General features: G+C 62.7%; 14 protein-coding genes. 4 read left to right on the top strand and 10 right to left on the bottom strand.

Features of this window, described 5'->3' with window-relative positions; all coding sequences use genetic code 11:
* Window positions 1-89 precede the first annotated feature (89 nt).
* From KPHS_14690 to KPHS_14710, 3 genes are read right to left on the bottom strand one after another with little or no spacing between them, the layout of a single operon-like run.
* Window positions 90-1,328, bottom strand: a complete 1,239-nt coding sequence (locus KPHS_14690; protein YP_005225769.1) for a putative cytosine deaminase-related metal-dependent hydrolase — start codon at window positions 1,326-1,328, stop codon at window positions 90-92.
* Window positions 1,325-2,560, bottom strand: coding sequence for a DNA-binding protein (locus tag KPHS_14700; RefSeq protein ID YP_005225770.1), 1,236 nt, complete (start codon window positions 2,558-2,560; stop codon window positions 1,325-1,327). Before KPHS_14700 ends, KPHS_14690 begins: the two co-directional genes overlap by 4 nt.
* Complete coding sequence (locus tag KPHS_14710) at window positions 2,557-3,819, bottom strand: cytosine permease (RefSeq protein ID YP_005225771.1); 1,263 nt, start codon at window positions 3,817-3,819, stop codon at window positions 2,557-2,559. The genes KPHS_14700 and KPHS_14710 overlap by 4 nt, the downstream gene beginning before the upstream one ends.
* A 450-nt stretch (window positions 3,820-4,269) precedes the next feature.
* Between KPHS_14710 and KPHS_14720 the strand changes: the two genes are divergently transcribed.
* From KPHS_14720 to KPHS_14740, 3 genes are read left to right on the top strand one after another with little or no spacing between them, the layout of a single operon-like run.
* Window positions 4,270-4,878, top strand: coding sequence for a methylthioribulose 1-phosphate dehydratase (locus tag KPHS_14720; protein YP_005225772.1), 609 nt, complete (start codon window positions 4,270-4,272; stop codon window positions 4,876-4,878).
* Between the two features lie 12 nt (window positions 4,879-4,890).
* Complete coding sequence (locus KPHS_14730) at window positions 4,891-6,387, top strand: putative carbohydrate kinase (protein YP_005225773.1); 1,497 nt, start codon at window positions 4,891-4,893, stop codon at window positions 6,385-6,387.
* Entirely contained in the window at window positions 6,384-7,412 is a 1,029-nt protein-coding gene (locus tag KPHS_14740) for a D-isomer specific 2-hydroxyacid dehydrogenase NAD-binding protein (protein YP_005225774.1), read from the top strand. Before KPHS_14730 ends, KPHS_14740 begins: the two co-directional genes overlap by 4 nt.
* A gap of 42 nt (window positions 7,413-7,454) precedes the next feature.
* On the opposite strand, the gene KPHS_14750 is transcribed toward KPHS_14740, so the two are convergent.
* From KPHS_14750 to KPHS_14790, 5 genes are all read right to left on the bottom strand, one after another.
* Window positions 7,455-8,396 (bottom strand): putative kinase, encoded by a 942-nt coding sequence (locus KPHS_14750; RefSeq protein ID YP_005225775.1) that lies wholly within the window; start codon window positions 8,394-8,396, stop codon window positions 7,455-7,457.
* 11 nt (window positions 8,397-8,407) lie between these two features.
* Window positions 8,408-9,412 carry a putative inner-membrane translocator gene (locus KPHS_14760; RefSeq protein ID YP_005225776.1) on the bottom strand — a complete coding sequence of 335 codons (1,005 nt, stop codon included), beginning with the start codon at window positions 9,410-9,412 and terminating at the stop codon, window positions 8,408-8,410.
* Window positions 9,409-10,257, bottom strand: a complete 849-nt coding sequence (locus KPHS_14770; protein ID YP_005225777.1) for an ABC transporter permease — start codon at window positions 10,255-10,257, stop codon at window positions 9,409-9,411. Before KPHS_14770 ends, KPHS_14760 begins: the two co-directional genes overlap by 4 nt.
* A gap of 136 nt (window positions 10,258-10,393) precedes the next feature.
* Window positions 10,394-11,896 (bottom strand): putative ABC-type sugar transport system ATPase component, encoded by a 1,503-nt coding sequence (locus tag KPHS_14780; RefSeq protein ID YP_005225778.1) that lies wholly within the window; start codon window positions 11,894-11,896, stop codon window positions 10,394-10,396.
* 44 nt (window positions 11,897-11,940) lie between these two features.
* A complete protein-coding gene (locus tag KPHS_14790; protein ID YP_005225779.1) occupies window positions 11,941-12,921 on the bottom strand; it encodes a sugar ABC transporter periplasmic sugar-binding protein in 981 nt (326 codons plus the stop codon).
* A 408-nt stretch (window positions 12,922-13,329) separates the two neighbouring features.
* On the opposite strand from KPHS_14790, the gene KPHS_14800 reads away from it, so the two are divergent.
* Window positions 13,330-15,639 carry a biotin sulfoxide reductase gene (locus tag KPHS_14800; protein ID YP_005225780.1) on the top strand — a complete coding sequence of 770 codons (2,310 nt, stop codon included), beginning with the start codon at window positions 13,330-13,332 and terminating at the stop codon, window positions 15,637-15,639.
* A 107-nt stretch (window positions 15,640-15,746) separates the two neighbouring features.
* Here the strand turns inward: KPHS_14800 and KPHS_14810 are convergent, their stop codons facing one another.
* Window positions 15,747-16,289, bottom strand: coding sequence for a 1,2-dihydroxy-3-keto-5-methylthiopentene dioxygenase (locus KPHS_14810; protein ID YP_005225781.1), 543 nt, complete (start codon window positions 16,287-16,289; stop codon window positions 15,747-15,749).
* A complete protein-coding gene (locus KPHS_14820) occupies window positions 16,286-16,975 on the bottom strand; it encodes a 2,3-diketo-5-methylthio-1-phosphopentane phosphatase (protein YP_005225782.1) in 690 nt (229 codons plus the stop codon). The genes KPHS_14810 and KPHS_14820 overlap by 4 nt, the downstream gene beginning before the upstream one ends.
* Window positions 16,976-17,009: the final 34 nt, after the last annotated feature.

The following is a 17,009-nucleotide window of genomic DNA, read 5'->3' on the forward strand; positions in this document are numbered from 1 at the left end:
CCAGGATGCCGACGCCCGGGCGGGCGTCGGTCACGCACACTGCCTGAAAAGGTATCACAGAAAGGCGTCGTCGCGCAGCGCCTTGCGCCCTATGCCGGGTAGCGGATGTGCTCCACCTCACGCTGCAAAATCACCTTGCCGTGGCGAATGGAGGTCAGCACCCGTGCCTGACGGCGGACGGCCTCGTAGTCGTTTTCCGCATCGAGGATCAGCAGGTTCGCCGGGCGGCCTTCGGCGAGGCCGTAGTTATCGCCCAGACACAGCGCCCGGGCGCTGTTGTCGGTGACGAAGTCGAGACAGCGCTGCAGATCGTCATAGCCGAGCATATGGCAGATGTGCAGCCCGGCATCCAGAATGCGCAGGATATTGCCGTTCCCCAGCGGGTACCACGGATCCTGAATCGAGTCCTGGGCAAAGCAGACGTTGATGCCGGCGCGATCCAGCTCCGCCACCCGGGTGACGCCGCGCCGTTTCGGCCAGCTGTCAAACCGGCCCTGCAGATGAATGCTTTCGGTCGGGCAGGAGATGAAGTTGATGCCCGAGGCTTTCAGCAGGCGAAACAGCTTTGAGCAGTAGGCGTTATCATAAGAGCCCATCGCGCAGGTGTGGCTGGCGGTGACCTGGGCCCCCATGCCGCGCACCCGCGCCTCCTCCGCCAGCACTTCGAGGAAACGCGACTGCGGATCGTCGATTTCATCGCAGTGGACATCCACCAGGCGGCCGTAGCGCTGGGCGAGGTCCATCAAAAACATCACCGAGCTGACCCCTTTGTCGCGGGTGTTCTCATAGTGCGGAATGCCGCCCACCACGTCGGCGCCCATCTCGATGGCGCGCGTCATCAGCTCCCGGCCGTTGGGATACGATTCGATTCCCTCCTGCGGAAAGGCGACAATCTGCAGATCGATGAGATCGGCGGCCTCTTGTTTCACCGCCAGCAGCGCCTGCAGGGCCGCCAGCGACGGGTCGGTGACATCCACATGGGTGCGGACGTGCTGGACCCCGAAATCGCGCAGCATGCCGATGGTTTTCAGCGCCCGCTGGCGGGTGTCCTCCGGGGTAATACTCGCTTTGCGCTGGCTCCAGCGGGTGATGCCTTCAAACAGGGTGCCGCTGCGGTTCCACTCCGGCTCACCCGCGGTGAGGGTGGCGTCAAGATGGATATGCGGCTCGACGAAGGGCGGGATCGCCAGCCGGCCCTGGGCGTCGATAGCCCCGGCGTCGGCAGTCTGCATCGCGGCCTGGGCGGTGATGCGGTGAATTATCCCGTCCTGCAGGTCAAGGGTAAACAGCGCCTCCTGGCGGCGCAGGCGAGCGTTAATAATTTTCATGGTGGGTCCTGTAAATGGTTTTGCGATAAACGCCAGATCACCAGCGCGACCGAGGCGTTGAGATGAAACTGAGGGTGGCTGACCGGGTAGCCGGTCAGTTTTTCAATGCGCTGGATGCGCTGATGCAACGTGTTGCGATGGAGACCCAGCCGGTCGGCGGCCCGCACCACGTTGCCGTTCTCCTGCAGCAGCGTCTCGAGGGTCTCCAGCAGCAGCCACGGCGCTTTACGGCCCGGCTCGATCAGGCAGCCGAGGGTGTCGTGCATAAAATCGTTGAGCAGCGCCGGGTCGCTGACCGCGGACAGCAGTTTGATAAACCCCAGCTGCTGATAGTCGCTGATGCGCTGGGTTGGCCGCAGGGTATCGCACAGATCCAGCGCCTGGCGCGCCTGCGACAGCGCCCGCGGGTAACCCTGCAGCTGCCTGACCGGCGCGGAGAGGCCGCAGAGCAGCGACAAACTCTCCTCTCCGTCCGCCAGCGCCTGCAGCCACTGCTGTAGCCATTTTTTCTGCTGAAAGCCTTCCCCCTCCTCATCCGGCAGCAGGAAAAGGAACATGTTGCTGCGCTCCAGCAGCGGAAAGGAATTGCCCTGCTGGTTGAGCTGCTGCTGCAGCTGCTGACGCACGCTGCGGTGGGCCTGCAGCAGCCAGGCTTCGGCCTGCTCGGGCGGGAACTGGCGAAACAGGCGGGACAACCCCTCCAGACGCAGCGCCGCCAGCCGCAGCGGACGGGTAAAATCGAGCTGCTGGTGCAGGGCGCGCTGATGGAGCATCTGCAGGTCCGGATAGTCGCCGGTGACCAGCTGCATCAGAATGTCGCGCTGCGACTGCAGGACGTTTTCGCTGCGGACCAGCGCGGTGCCGATGCGCTCGGTGACAATCACCATCTTCAGCAGGTAGGGCTGCTCGATCAGCGGCATGCCCAGCTCGTCGGCAAGGGCGATCAGCGTGGCGGGAATGGCGTGGATATAGGCCTCGCCGGTGAGGATCACCATCCCGGCGATGCCGCGCTGTTTGCCCTCCATCAGCAACTGGATCAGGTTGGCTTCATCCCGGGGATGGTTGATGCCGGTGATAAACACCAGCTCGCCGCCCATGATCCACTCGGCGATATGTTCATTTTCCGCCACATAGTACCAGCGTACGGCCCGCTGCAGCCCTTGCTTTCCCGCCCGCAGACGCAGGGCGGAGAGTCCCTCAAGGGCCAGCAGTTCGCTGACCGTCAGGCTCATGGCTCCTGCTCCGCGACGGCGGCAGGCTGGCGTTTGCTTAGCAGAGTCAGGGCGATATAGACCAGCGCGGAAACGGAGATCCCCACCAGCGGCGCGATCCACGGCGAAAGATAGGCCACCACCGCGCCGGCGGCGTAGGCGCCGAGTCCCAGCCAGTTAAAACGCGGCAGGCGGGCGTTCTGCAGCAGGGGATAGCGCCCGCCGCGGGCGAACCAGTAGTCGGCGAGGATCACCCCGCCGATGGGCGGAATAATACTGCCCAGCAGCACGAGGAAGGGGATCAGCATTTCGTACATCCCGCCAATGGCCAGCACAATGCCCACCCCGGCGGCGGCGAGGGTCAGCGTCCGGCGACGTTCGCTGCGCAGCAGATGGCAGGCGGCGGCGGAGACGTTATAGATGGTGGGGCCCTGGATGGTCAGCAGGTTGAGACAGAGCATGATCACCGCGGCCACCGACAGCCCCTGCAGGATCAGCACTTCAACGATATCGGCCTGTTGATAGACGATAGCGCACCAGGCGCCGGCGACGATCATCAGCCCGTTGCCGATGAGGAAGCTGCCCATGCTGGCGAGAATGGCGGTCCGGCTGGAGTTGGCCAGCCGGGTCCAGTTTGTCGCCTGGGTGGCGCCGCTGGCGAAAGTGCCGAAGACCATGGTGATGGCCGCCGACCAGGTCATGGTGTCGCTCGGCGCAATACGGGTCATCGCCTGCCAGCCGCCGGCGTGGTGCAGCGCCAGATACATGGAGACCATCAGCAGCACAAACATCAATGGCACCGACAGGCGCGACAGCGCGTCCAGCCCCTTGTAGCCCACCAGCGCGGTGACGCAGAACAGAATACCAAACAGCACCATCAACGGCTGGGTTAGCGCCTCGGGCAGAGCGAGGATCTTCACCAACGAGATAGCGACCGTGGCGGTGCCCCAGGCGTACCAGCCCAGCTCGGCAAAGCCAAGAATAAAATCGGCCAGCTTGCTGCCAATCTCCCCGAAGCAGAAGCGGCCCATCAGCACCGTATTCAGGCCGCTGCGCGCGGCGATCCAGCCCAGCGACGCGGCATAGAGGGCCAGCAAGGCGTTGCCGATGACGGCTATCCACAGCAGATTGACGATGGAAAAGGAGACGCCGAGTTTACCGCCGGCGAACATCGTGCCGGTGAAAAAGGTAAAGCTGAACAACACCATGGCGATGGAAAATACGCCTTTGCGTCCGGCGGCGGGCGCTTCGACGAGGGGAAAATCATTGCTGTTTGACATCCTGGAACCTCTGGCTGGTAGATGGGCGGTGATAGCCGGAAGTAGCAAGAGATGTGCCAGGAAAACCGGGCACGGGGAATAGCGCGCGGTGTGCAACATGCACAGTTATTGAAGGATCCAGGAGGGGTAATGCCATTCTACTGTGCATCCTGCCAGGTTTTGCACCAGTCCAGGGCAGAGTAGGGCGGTGAGCGCATCCCTGGCGCCGGAGGAGAATTTTAGCCAGGACGATCCGCCTGTTTTTGGCCAGAGAGTAGTGGAGAATAGTGGTGTACTGAAAACGGTTGGTTAAATCACTGTGAATAAAGGTTATTTAATATGCTTTTATGATATAACCATTTGTCTTGTGTGTGTTTCCTGAAATATTGTCCCCTCCGGTTAGCGGTGTTAGTATCGGATAAATAGCCATTTAGACGGCTAAATAAATCATCGCTAACCTAAGGAACTGCTATGTGGCAAGAAAGACTCGCGCAACTGGTCACCACCTGTCATTGGATCGGCGCGAAAGGCTGGGCGCCGGCGACCGGCGGCAATATGTCGGTGCGTCAGGATGATACCTGGTGCTGGCTAAGCGAGTCGGGCCGCGACAAAGGCAGCCTGACAACCGAGGATTTTCTGCAGGTTGAGATCGCCACCAACCAGGCGCCTTCCGGACGGAAGCCGTCGGCCGAGACCGGTCTGCACACCCTGGTGTATCGCCTGTTCCCGGAAGCCAACGTGGTGCTGCATGTGCATACCGTCAACGCCACTGTGCTGTCGCGCATCGAAAAAAGCGACACGCTGGCGCTGCAGGGGTATGAAATGCAGAAAACCCTTAGCGGGCAGCATAGCCATCTCGATACTGTTCCGATCGCCATCTTCGATAATGACCAGGATATTGACGCCCTGGCGGCGCGGATTGCCGATTATGCGCAAACGCGCCCGCTGCGCTACGGCTTTCTGCTGCGCGGCCACGGCCTGACCTGCTGGGGGAAAGATATTCAGGAGGCCCGCCGTCAACTGGAGGGGCTGGAGTTCCTGTTCGAGTGCGAGCTGATGCGCCGCCGCTACGAGCCCTGAGCCGGAGCAGGTATGGATTTTTATCTTGGTATCGATATTGGCACCTCGCGGGTGAAAGCGGTGCTGTTTGATCAGCATTTCACCGCCTGCGCCAGCGCCGCGGAAAATACCTCACCCCGCCTGTCGGCCAATGGCTACGCGGAACAGGATATGACCCAGCTGTGGCATTCGGTGCTGGCTATTCTGCGCCAGATTGCCCGCCATCCGGCGCTACAGGCGGGGCGGCTGCGGGCTATCGGCCTCGCCGGGCAAGGGGAGGGGGTCTGGCTCAGCGATGATCAGGGCGAACCGGTGGGCCCGGGGATCCTGTGGAGCGATACCCGCAGCCACGAGCTGATGAGCGACCTGCTGCGCCGACCCGGCTTCGACCGCCGCTATTTCGCCGATACCGGCACCCACCTGCAGCCCTGCAATACCAGCCTGCAGCTGTACTGGCTGAAACAGTATCAGCCGGCGCGGCTGGCGGCCGCGCGCTATCTTTTTTTCGCCAAGGACTGGATCCGCTTTCGCCTGACCGGCGTGGCGGCGCTGGAGCTGACGGACGCCAGCAGCTCGTTACTCAATCAGCAGACCGGCAGCTGGTCCTCGGTGGTGATGAACGAGATGGGGCTGAACGAACTGCTGCCGCTGTTTCCCCCGCTGCTGGCCCCGGATGCCCCGGCCGGCACGCTGAGCGACGCGGTGGCGGCGCTGACCGGGCTGCCCGCCGCGACGCCGGTGGCCGCCGGGGCGCTGGATGTCTGTAGCGCCGCGCTGGGCTGCGGCGCGGTCAACGAAGGGGATATCTACACGATCCTCGGCACCACCTGCTGCACCGGGATCGTCTGCCGCGGCCCGCAGACGGTGAACGAGGCGACGCGCTTTGTCACCCATACCGAAGCCGGACAGGTGATCTCCCTGTTTCCGATGCAGGCCGGTATGCCAAACATTGACTGGCTGCAGCAGCATATTTCGCTGGACGCCGATCTGGGGCGCCTGGAGCAGGCGATCGCGGCGGTGGAGCCAGGCAGCGGCGGCGTCTTCTGGCAGCCGTACCTCAATGGCGAACGTGCGCCGTTTTACAGCCCGGACGCGCGGGCCGGCTTTTTCGGCATTAGCCCGCACACCACCCGCGCCGAACTGCAGCGCGCGGTGTTTGAAGGCCTGGCCTTCGCCATTGTCGATGCGCTGCAGGGTTATCCGCAGGGCGGCGAGCTGTATCTGACGGGCGGCGGCGCAGCCTCGGCGACCTGGCTGCAGATTATCGCCGACTGTACCGGACGCACGGTGGTCTCCAGCGCCTTTAACGAACTGAGCGCGCGCGGCGCGGCGATCCTGGCGGCCCGTAGCGTCGCGGCGCTGGCCGAGACGCCTCCGCTGGCGCAGACCCGCTATCAGCCGCGCCCTCAAGCGCATGCCCGCTACGCGGCGCTGTATCCCGTTTACCGCCTGCTGCGCGAGCAGATGCTGCCGGTATGGCAGGCCAGACAGGCCGCCCTTCAACCTCTTCCTCAGGACCTACAACCATGAAAATCGTTTTTACCGCCGAGCATGCTGGCGACCTTAGCGCCTTCCACCAGCTGGGCGAGCTGCTGGTGGAGGGGTGGGCGCTGGGCAAACCGAAACTCAGCGCCGGTCAGCTGATTGAGCTGGCCCACGACGCCGAGGTGCTGGTGACCAGCTATGATGAGGTGACGGACGCGGTGATGGCCGCCTGTCCGCGCCTGCAGGTGATCGCCTGCACCCGCGCGAATCCGGTGAATATTGATACCCAGGCCGCCCAGGCGCGCGGCATCCGGGTGCTCTACACCCCGGGGCGCAATGCCGATGCCGCCGCGGAGCTGACGCTTGGCCTGATGCTCAGCCTGGCGCGCCATATTCCGCAATCCCATGCGGCGCTGAAGCGGGGGGAATTCACGCAGGCTGACAATGCCGCCGCCGCCACTCAGCAGGGTCTGCGGCGGGATGTGGTCTGGGACGTGAGCCCGGAAAGCCCCTATGAAGTGTTTAAAGGCAGTGAACTGCGCAATAAAACGCTGGGGCTGGTGGGGTATGGCAACATTGGCCGCCGGGTGGCGCGTATCGCCCGGGCGTTCGGCATGGCGGTGTTGGTGGTGGATCCGTTCGTCGCCGCAGAGGATATCAATGAGCCAGGGCTACAGAAAACGACCCTGGAGGCGCTGTTCCGCGAGGCGGATATCGTCAGCCTGCACCTGAGCAGCGGGCCGCACAGCGACGGGCTGGTGAATGCCGCGCTGTTAAACAGTATGAAGCCCGGCGCGCTGCTGATCAATACCTCTCGCGCGGCGGTGGTCGACGAGGCAGCGCTGATTGATGCCCTGCGCCACGGCCCGCTGGGCGGCGCGGCGCTGGATGTCTATCACCGCGAACCGCTGTGGCGCGATCATCCTTTTGTCATCGAGTTCGATAACGTGATTATCACGCCGCATATCGCCGGAGCCACCCGGGAGAGTATCGCCAAACACACGGCGATGATTGCCGCCGATCTTCAGCGCTATGTCGCCGGGGAGCCGCTGCTGTACCAGTGGCGTTAAGCCGCTTGCGCCGCCGCGTTCTGCAGCGGCGCGGGTCCATCGTCAGGGGCGATGGGCCGCCATAAAAGCCTGGGTCTGTTCCCAGTCCACTCCCCCGGCATCCGATCCCATCCCGGTCGCCACCAGCGCGGCCACCGCCGAGGCGACGTCACACGCTGCTTTCACGCTGAGTCCGCGCGCCAGTGCGGCAATAAACCCGCCGCAGTAGCTGTCGCCGCAGCCGGTGGTATCCACCGCCTCGACCGGCCACGGCGCAATATGCTGCGGCCCGCCATCGCGGCCGATAAGCCAGGAGCCGTTCTCGCCGTCTTTCAGAATGCAGGTGCCCACGCCGAGCGCCAGGAAGAAGTGGCCGATGGCCTCCGGCTGCGTCTCTCCGGAGAGAAAGGCGGCTTCCTCCAGCGAAGGCATGAAATAATCCACCGACGGCAACAGGGGCCGCAGTAGTTCGAGGGTCTCTTCATTCGGGGCGATAAGGTCAAAGCTGGTGGTGACTCCGCGCGCTTTGGCCGCCTGCAACAGCCGCGCGCTCTGTCCCTGGTCCATTGCCGCCAGCAGCCCGGTCCCGCCGTGATGCAGGAAACGACAGTCAAGGACGGCGTCAAATTCCGCTTCACTGACAAACAGGGCGTCAGACGCGCCCCGGCAGTGCAGGGCCGGACGTTCGCCGTTGGGGCGAATCGGCAGGATCGTCGCCGAGGTCTCCTTCAGCGCGGTGCGCTGGATAAGCGAGCAGTCGATGCCCAGCCGGGCATAGCTGGCGAGGATAAAGTCGGCCTTTTCATCTTCGCCCAGGCAGGCCACCGCTGCGGTGCGGATCCCGAGCTTCGCGGCGTTGATATTAGCCCCGGCGGCGGTGCCGGCGGGGTTGAGACGAATTTGCTCAATAAAGGCGACGCCGCCGCGCGGCGGGATCGCCACCACCGGGCGCCCGGCGATATCCAGAATAGTCAGGCCGACAAATACGGCGTCAAAGGTTGCCATCGTTCTCCCGTTTAGCGATGCGTTTGGCGCAGGCGCGCCTGCCAGAAGGATAGGGCGAGGGCCACCACCAGAATCACGCCGACCAGCGCGTCCTTCACCAGATAATTGAGCCCCATCAGGTTCAGGCCGTTATCAATAATGGCAAGGAACAGCACGCCGCCGAGGGTGCCGAGGGTGCTGACCCGGCCCAGACGGGTAAAGGCAGTGCCGATAAATACTGCCGCAATGGCGTCCATCAGATAAGACTGCCCGGCCAGCGGGGTAAACTGCCGCAGGTTGGCGGAGAGGATCACCCCGCCGACGGCGCAGAGCGCCGAGGCGGCCACCAGCACGCCGAGCATGGTCAGGCGATCGCGGATCCCGGCGATACGCGCCGCTTCGCTGTTCTGACCGATGGCGCGGACATATTTGCCCCACAGGGTGCGCTCGGTAACCAGCCAGGCCGCCAGCCACAGCGCCAGCACGATCGCTACCGGCGTGGGGATCCCGCCAAGGTTGCCCACCGCCAGGTCGTGATACTCCGGGGCCATCCGCCGATAGGCTATCGCGCCGCCGCCGTCGGTATAGATGCGCTCGGCGCTGCTGGCGATAAACCAGGTGCCGAGCGTGGCGAGGAAGGGACGGATCCGGCAGATGAGGATCAGAAAGGCATTGAGCAGGCCAATCAGCACGCCGCCGAGCAGAGCGCAGCCCACCGCGGCCTGCCACGGCAGATGCCAGGTTTTCAGGGCGACGAGGGCGAAGGCGGCGCCGAAATCGAGCGCGACGCCCACCGACAGATCAATCGCCCCGGCGCTGACGATCAGGGTCATCGCCATCGCCACAATCAGCAGGATCGCGCTGCCCTGCAGCAGGTTGGCCCAGTTATCCACGGTTAAAAATACCGGATTCGCCCAGCCAAACAGGGCGATGGCCAGCAGGATGATGACGCCAAATCCGGCCCGCGACAGCCAGGCCAGCGGGCTGCTGGCCGTCTGTTCCGCCGACGCAGAGGTTTTCAGAGTGATTTGACTCATGCCTCGCCTCCTTTGTGTCTGACCGCCGAGGCCGCCAGCACCACCAGGATCAGGCCGCCTTTAATGGCGCCCATCCAGAAGATATTGACCCCCAGCAGGCCGAGCCCGTTAGAGAGGGCGTTGACCAGGATTGCCCCCAGCAGCGCGCCCCAGATGGTGACCACCCGACGGCGCGAGAAGGCGGCGCCGATAAAGGTCGCCAGCACGGTCTCCAGCAGCAGCGGCGTGGCCGTCCCGCTTGAGCTGCCGGAGCCCTGGCTGAGCAGCGGCAGAATAGCCAGCCCGGCGGCAATGCCCGCTAACAGCCAGACCAGCAGGGTCAAGCGGCGCACGTTCAGGCCGCTCATCTGCGCCATATCGCGATTGCCGCCCACCGCCTGCACATGCTGGCCGAAGCGGGAGTGGTGGAGCAGGAACTGGAACAGGATAAACACCCCCAGCAGGTAGACCAGCGGCCAGGGCAGGCCCAGCACGCTGTTGTCGCGAAAGGCGACCATCAGCGGATCGCTGACCGCGATGCGCCGCTGGCCGGTCAACAGATCTGTCAGACCGGTAAACGCCACCGAGGTCGAGAGGGTGGCCAGCAGCGGCGGCAGGCCGGCCGCCAGCACCAGCAAGCCATTGATCGCCCCGCACAGCAGGCAAACCGCCGCCAGCAGCGCCAGCAGCAGGAGATATGGCGTGTGCCATTCGGCCAGCCCGAGGCTGAGCAGCGCGACGCCGAGCACCGCCGTCGCCGGCAGGGAGAGGTCGATGCCGCCGGAGACCACGTCATCTCCGCCCACGGCGATAACGCAGACCAGGCCGAAACAGAGGATTGCCAGCGGAACGCTCTGGACCAGCATCAGGCTGATATTTTGCCAGCTGAGAAAGTAGGGCGACTGTACGCTCAGCCATACCAGCAGCGCCAGAAACAGGATCAGGGGAAATTTTCAATCAGCGTCGCCAGGCCCGGACGGCCGCGACGCTGGATAGCAGTACTCATGGTGAAGGCTCCTGTCCGCCGTTGATCGCCACCAGCAGGGCGTCCAGCGTTAGCCCGCGGGTGGGCAGATTGGCCGCCAGCGCGCCGCGCCAGAGGACCAGGATCCGGTCGCATAGTCCGAGCAGTTCGGGGGCATCGCTGGAGGAGACCAGCACCGCCCGTCCTTGATCGGCCAGCTGGCGCGTCCGTTGGTAAATATCGCGACGGGCGCCGATATCGACCCCAAGGGTGGGTTCATCGAGAATAAACAGCCGGGCATCGGTCCCCAGCCAGCGGGCGAGGATCGCTTTTTGCTGGTTGCCGCCGCTCATGTAGCGTACCGGCAGCCCCGGTCGTCCCGGGCGGATCGCCAGCTGTTCTATCCAGTCGCGCGCTTTCTGCTCGGCGATACCCCGCCGCTCCCAGCCAAAGGTGGCGGTTTCCGGCAGCGAGGCGAGATTAATATTGTCGGCGGTGGTGAAGGGCAGGATCAGCCCCTGATGGCGGCGGTCGCGCGGCACCAGCGCCATGCCGGCGCGGATCGCCTGCTTTGGCGTACGAATGCGCCGCGGCCGGCCCTCGAGGTGGATGGTGCCGCGTTCCGCCGGGCGTAAGCCGTAGAGTAAGTCGACCAGCACATCGCGTCCGGCGCCCAGCAGGCCGGCGACGCCGACGATTTCGCCCGGCTGAATATCAAAAGAAAGATCCTGCAGCTGCCGCCCGTCGCTCAGCTGGCGCACCGAGAGCAGCGGGGTTGCCCCATTGTCTGCCGCCGGGCGCTGGCGCGGAGTATACAGCTGGTCGATTTCCCGGCCGACCATCATGGCGATCAGCGCTTCGGTATTCTGCAGCAGGTCGCGGTCCGGGTAGCCGACCACTTCCCCGTTGCGCAGCACGGTGCCGCGGTCGCAGAGGGTGGCTATCTCATTGAGGTAGTGGGAAATATACAGAATGGCAATGCCCTGGTCGCGCAGGCGCAGGATAGCGGAGGAGACCAGACTGGCCTCCTGCGCCTCCAGGGGGGCGGTGGGCTCGTCGAACACTACCAGCCGCGCCGCGCCGTCGATCAGCGCGCGGGCAATCTGCACCAGCTTGCGCTCGGCCAGGCTCAGGTCGCGCACCAGCCGTTCGGGGTCGATCGCCAGCTGCCAGTTTTGCTGGAAAAATTGCGCCGTGGCGGCCTTCATCCGTCGGTGATCCAGCGCCCCCCAGCGGGTGCGATACTCCTGGCCCAGAAACACCGATTCCGCGACGGTAAAGTGCGGGATCAGGTTCAGCTCCTGGTGGATAACGCGGATGCCGGCGGCTTCGATGGCTGCCGGATTGCCGAGGGGCAGCGGGTGACCGTCGAGGGTGGCGCTGCCGCTGTCGGCCTGATAGACACCGGCGAGGATCTTGATCAGCGTCGATTTACCGGCGCCGTTCTCGCCAATCAGGCCATGAATCTCCCCCGGATTGAGGCGCAGGGTAACCGCATTAAGCGCGGTGACGCTGGCAAAACGTTTACCGATCTGCTCCATGACCAGACCAGCGGCGGGGCGTTCCCCGCCTGGATGTTGATTAATCACTGCAGCTCGCCGTATCCCAACTGTTTATACACCGCTTTCGCTTCCTGCGGACCTTTCACCGGAACCACCGGAATAAAGGTTTGCACCGGTAGTTTCTGGCCGGCAAAGTAGCGGGCCACATTGTCAGCCGAGGTCTGGCCGATCAGATGCGGCTGCTGCGCGACGTTAGCCACGAACGGGCTGCCGGGCTCCGCCATGATCTCCAGGGTCTCCGGACCGGCGTCGATGGCCGTCACTTTCACGTCTTTATCGCGACCTGTCTCTTCCAGCGCCTGGACGATGCCGATGGCCGGTTGATCCCAGCAGGCGACATGGATGGCGTCCAGTTTGCCTTTCGGATACTGGCTGAGTAATTCGAGGGTTTTCTTGCGCGCGTCTTCCGGCGAGTTGGCGAACTGTTCCGCGAGCTCGGGCTGGATAATATGAATATCCGGATAATCCTTAAGGACATATTTCCACTGATCGTAGCGAATTCCGCAAATACGCAGCGCGCTGGAGAACGCGTTAAATACGGCGACGTTGCCTTTGCCGCCTAATTCATCCGCCATGTAGCGGCCGATGGTTGAGCCTAAGGTGTAGTTATCGGAAGTAGTATTGTTGACCGAATATTGAGAAACATGATCTACGGTAAATACCGGGATACCGGCATCACGCAATGCTTTAAATTTTGGTTCGACGGCGCTATCGCCGAGAATACTAATTACCGCGTCCACCTTGCGTGACAGTAAAATATCGTGGTTATTGGCATGCACCTGATTATCGCGGCCGCCATCGACGCCAATGACTTTGCCCCCCAGCTTCTCCACCTCCTCTGTCGCGCCTTTAAAGGCCTCGCGATCCCAGAAATGCTGAGTGCCGACCACGGCAACGCCAATGGTTTTTCCCTGTAAGGAGAGGGCGTCTGCGGCAGCGACGCTCAGCGAGGCAAGGGAAAGCAGTCCCAGCGCGGCAGGCAATAATTTTCTTTTCTGCGACATTGTTATTATGATCCTGTGATGAAGGTGGTTGCGGACCGGTAGCATGACAAGAAGCACCTCGCCACCTCAAATACAAAATAAGTCTAAGTTATGCCAGGAATGTTATATCGCAGAAACGTCAGAGAAAAAGTTTATTTTGTCATGAGGAACCTGAAAATATTTCATGATGGCGGATAGGCCTTTTTATTTTGTGGTTTTATTTTTGACTTATTCCGTGTTTATTTAGCGGATAAAGACAATTTTCTTAATATTGTGAGTGCATGGGAAATACGGCGTCTACAGAGAAAAAAAGAAGATTGCGCGGGCTAAAGCTTTTTTTAGCAGAGCAATGTCTGGCCGGGTAAGGATTATTACCCTATTTCCCCGCTTTATTGTAATGAACCTTAAGCTGAGAAGAACGCGGGCGCTATGAAGAAACAGCATAATTATACGGTGATGCACTGGGGAACCTGGCAGGTGGAGAGCAGTGAGGGCGAGATCGTGGCGGTTAAGCCGGTGCCCTGGGATAAAAATCCCTCACGCATCGGCCAGTCGCTTCCCGACGCGGTGACCAGCCAAACGCGCATTCGCCGTCCGGCGGTGCGCGCCGGCTATCTCCAGCACGGGCCGGCGTCACGAGAAGGGCGAGGTAAAGAGCCCTTTGTCGAAGTCAGCTGGGAGGTGGCCCTGGACCTGCTGGCGCGCGAGCTGCGCTCGGTCAAGGCGCGCTGCGGCAATGAGGCGATCTACGGCGGCTCCTACGGCTGGGCCAGCGCTGGACGCTTTCACCATGCGCAGAGCCAGCTGCACCGGTTTCTCAAGGGCTTTGGCGGGTACACCGCCAGCACCAATACCTATAGCAGCGCCGCGGGCGAGCGTATTCTGCCGCATATTCTCGGGCCGCTGAGCCCGCTGCACCGGCAGCATACCCATTTTTCCGAGCTGGCCCGGGAGTGTCAGCTGTTTGTCGCCATTGGTGGTCTGCCGCTGCGCAATGCCCAGGTCAACGGCGGCGGCGCCAATGACCATATGCTCCAGTACTGGCTGGATAAGATGCAGGCCAACGGCACGCGGTTTATCAATATCAGTCCGGTGCGCAATGACCTCAGCGCGGTGCCCGACGCCGAGTGGCTGGCCATTCGGCCGGGCACCGATACCGCACTGCTGCTGGCCCTGAGCTATGTGCTGATCGCTGAGTCCCTTTACGACCAGGCGTTTGTTGCCAGCCATACCGTCGGGTTTGCCCCCTATCGCGCTTATCTGTTGGGCGAGCACGATGGCGTGGCGAAAACCCCGGCGTGGGCGGCGGCGATTACCGGCCTGGACGCCCAGCGCATCGCCGACCTGGCGCGGGAGATGGCCCGCCACCGGACGATGGTGAATATCTCATGGTCTATCCAGCGCGCCCGTCAAGGGGAGCAGGCCTACTGGGCGACGGTGGCCCTGACTGCGCTGCTGGGACAGATCGGCACGCCGGGCGGCGGTCTCGGGTTTGGCTACGCCTGCACTAACCTGGCGGGCGCGGTACGAAAAGCGTTTTCCGGCCCGCGCTTACCCGCCGGGGAGAATGCGGTGGACAGCGTTATCCCGGTGGCGCGGCTGTCCGATATGCTGCTGCACCCGGGAGAAACCTATGAGTTCGACGGTCAGCGGCGGCGCTATCCCGATATCCGTTTAGTCTACTGGGCGGGAGGCAATGCGTTTCATCATCATCAGGATCTCAACCGACTGTGCGAGGCCTGGCGCCGCCCGGAGACGGTGGTGGTGCATGAGCAGTACTGGACCGCGCAGGCCAAATTCTCCGATATCGTTCTGCCGGCCACCACCTCGCTGGAGCGAGAGGATATCGGCAGCGGCGGTCACGACGGGTTTATGATCGCCATGAGCGCGCAGATCCCGCCGGTGGGCGAAGCGCGTGACGATTACGCCATTTTCTGCGATCTCGCCGATCGGCTGGGATTCGGAGAAGCGTTCAGCGAAGGGCGGGACGCCGGGCAGTGGCTGCGTCATCTCTATGAGGAGTCAAGACCGCGGGCGCAGGAGGAGGGTATTGCGCTGCCCTCGTTCGATGACTTCTGGCAGCAAGGGGTGCTGGAGTACAGCGCGCCGGAGCGGCCGCAAATTTTTCTCGCCGATTTTCGCGCCGATCCTGAGCGCAATCCGCTCTCCACCCCCTCCGGCAAAATTGAACTCTTTTCCGCCACCGTCGCCGGGTTTGGCTATCGCGAATGTCCTGGCCATCCGTGGTGGGATGAACAGGAGGCCGCCCGGCAGCGGCAGGAGGCGGCGCGCTGGCCGCTTCATCTGCTCTCCAGCCAGCCGCGCGCCCGCCTGCACAGTCAGTACGACCACGGCAGCGTCAGCCGGGCGACGAAAATTCAGGGACGCGAGCCGCTGTGGATGCATCCGAGCGATGCGCAGGCAAGAGACATCCGCGAAGGCAGCGTGGTGAAGGTCTATAACGACCGCGGGGCGATTCTGGCGGGCGTGCACCTGAGCGAGCAGATTTTGCCCGGCGTGGTACAGATGTCCACCGGCGCCTGGTATGACCCGCTGGATCCCAATGAAAAAGGAACGCTCGATAAGCACGGTAATCCCAATGTGTTAACCGAGGATCGCGGCAGTTCGCGCCTGGGGCAGGGCTGTAGCGCCCAGAGCTGCTGGGTGGAGATCGCCCCGTGGCGAGAGGAGCTGCCGCCGATCACTGCCTTTGATCCGCCGAAATTTATTGAAGTTTAGGCGTTGGCGCTCGCCGGCGGCGGGGCGGGTAGCCCGGAGAAGGCGCGGTATGCGCCGCCTCCGGCAAAGCCCGCGCCTGGCGGTTTTAGACTGACGACAGTTTGACGTTACGCCAGCCGCGGGTAGGCGCTGGCGATATCGTCACCGGTAAACTGAGCGATCCAGCCTTCCGGGTTATCAAAAATGCGAATGGCGGTGAAGTTCGGTTCTGATCCCATATCAAACCAGTGCGGAGTGTGGGCGGGAACCGAAATCAGATCGTTCTTTTCGCACAGCACCTGGAACACCTCGTCGCCAATGTGCAGGCAAAACAGGCCAGCGCCCTCGACAAAAAACCGCACCTCGTCTTCGCCATGGGTGTGCTCGTTCAGGAACTTTTCCCGCAGCGCCTCTTTTTGCGGGTTATCGGCGCGCAGGCTGATGACGTCCCAGCTCTGGTAGCCCTTTTCGGCGACCAGTTTATCAATCGCATGCTGATAGGCGGCAATCACCGTTTCTGGGCTGGGATTTGCGCCGAGGTCGCGGTCGGCCTGCCAGCGCTCGAAGCGGACGCCTTTGGCGTTAAGTTGATCCTGAATCGCTTTGGCGTCGGTGCTGTGCCAGACCGGCGTTTGCGGATCGGTCACGGAAAAAAGAGTTAATGCGCTCATGCTGGGATCTGCTCCGGATGAATGTCGTCAAAACGCTGAACCTGAGGATGGTGGCTCGCCGGGTCGCGGTCGCCGCGAACCAGCTGCACAGTGCGCAAACCCGCGGCCTCGGCGGCATCAAGTTCCTGATGGATATCCGACAGGAACAGGATGGTGCCAGGGGCATGGCCCAGGTGTTCAGCAATGTTACGGTAGGACTGCACCTCACGTTTGGCGCCTACCAGGGTATCGAAATAGCCCGTGAACAGATGAGTAATATCACCTTCATCGCTGTAGCCAAATAACAATTTCTGCGCAGCCACGGAACCTGAGGAATATACATACAGATCAATACCCTGCGCTTTCCATTGCTCCAGCGCCGGCAGTACGTCCGGGTAGAGATGGCCGGTAAAGTCGCCGTTGAGATAGCCGTCGCGCCAGATGATCCCCTGCAGCGCCTTCAGCGCCGTGGATTTACGGTCTTCATCCATAAAGGTGAAGAGGGTAGTGATAAGGTCGGCGGTGCTGGCGGCGGGGGCGTCTGTTTCGCGGCGCAGGTTGTCGAGAATGGTTTTGACCGGTTCAGCGTGCTGCTGAGCGGTCACAAAGCCGGCCAGTCGTTCGCGGGCGTAGGGGAACAGCACGTTATGCACAAAGCGGATATCGCTGGTGGTGCCTTCTATGTCGGTCACGATGGCGCGGATCATGGTTTCTCCAGAGTGGGCGTAGCGTGGAATAACA

It is taken from the genome of Klebsiella pneumoniae subsp. pneumoniae HS11286 (assembly GCF_000240185.1).
Lineage (GTDB): Bacteria > Pseudomonadota > Gammaproteobacteria > Enterobacterales > Enterobacteriaceae > Klebsiella > Klebsiella pneumoniae.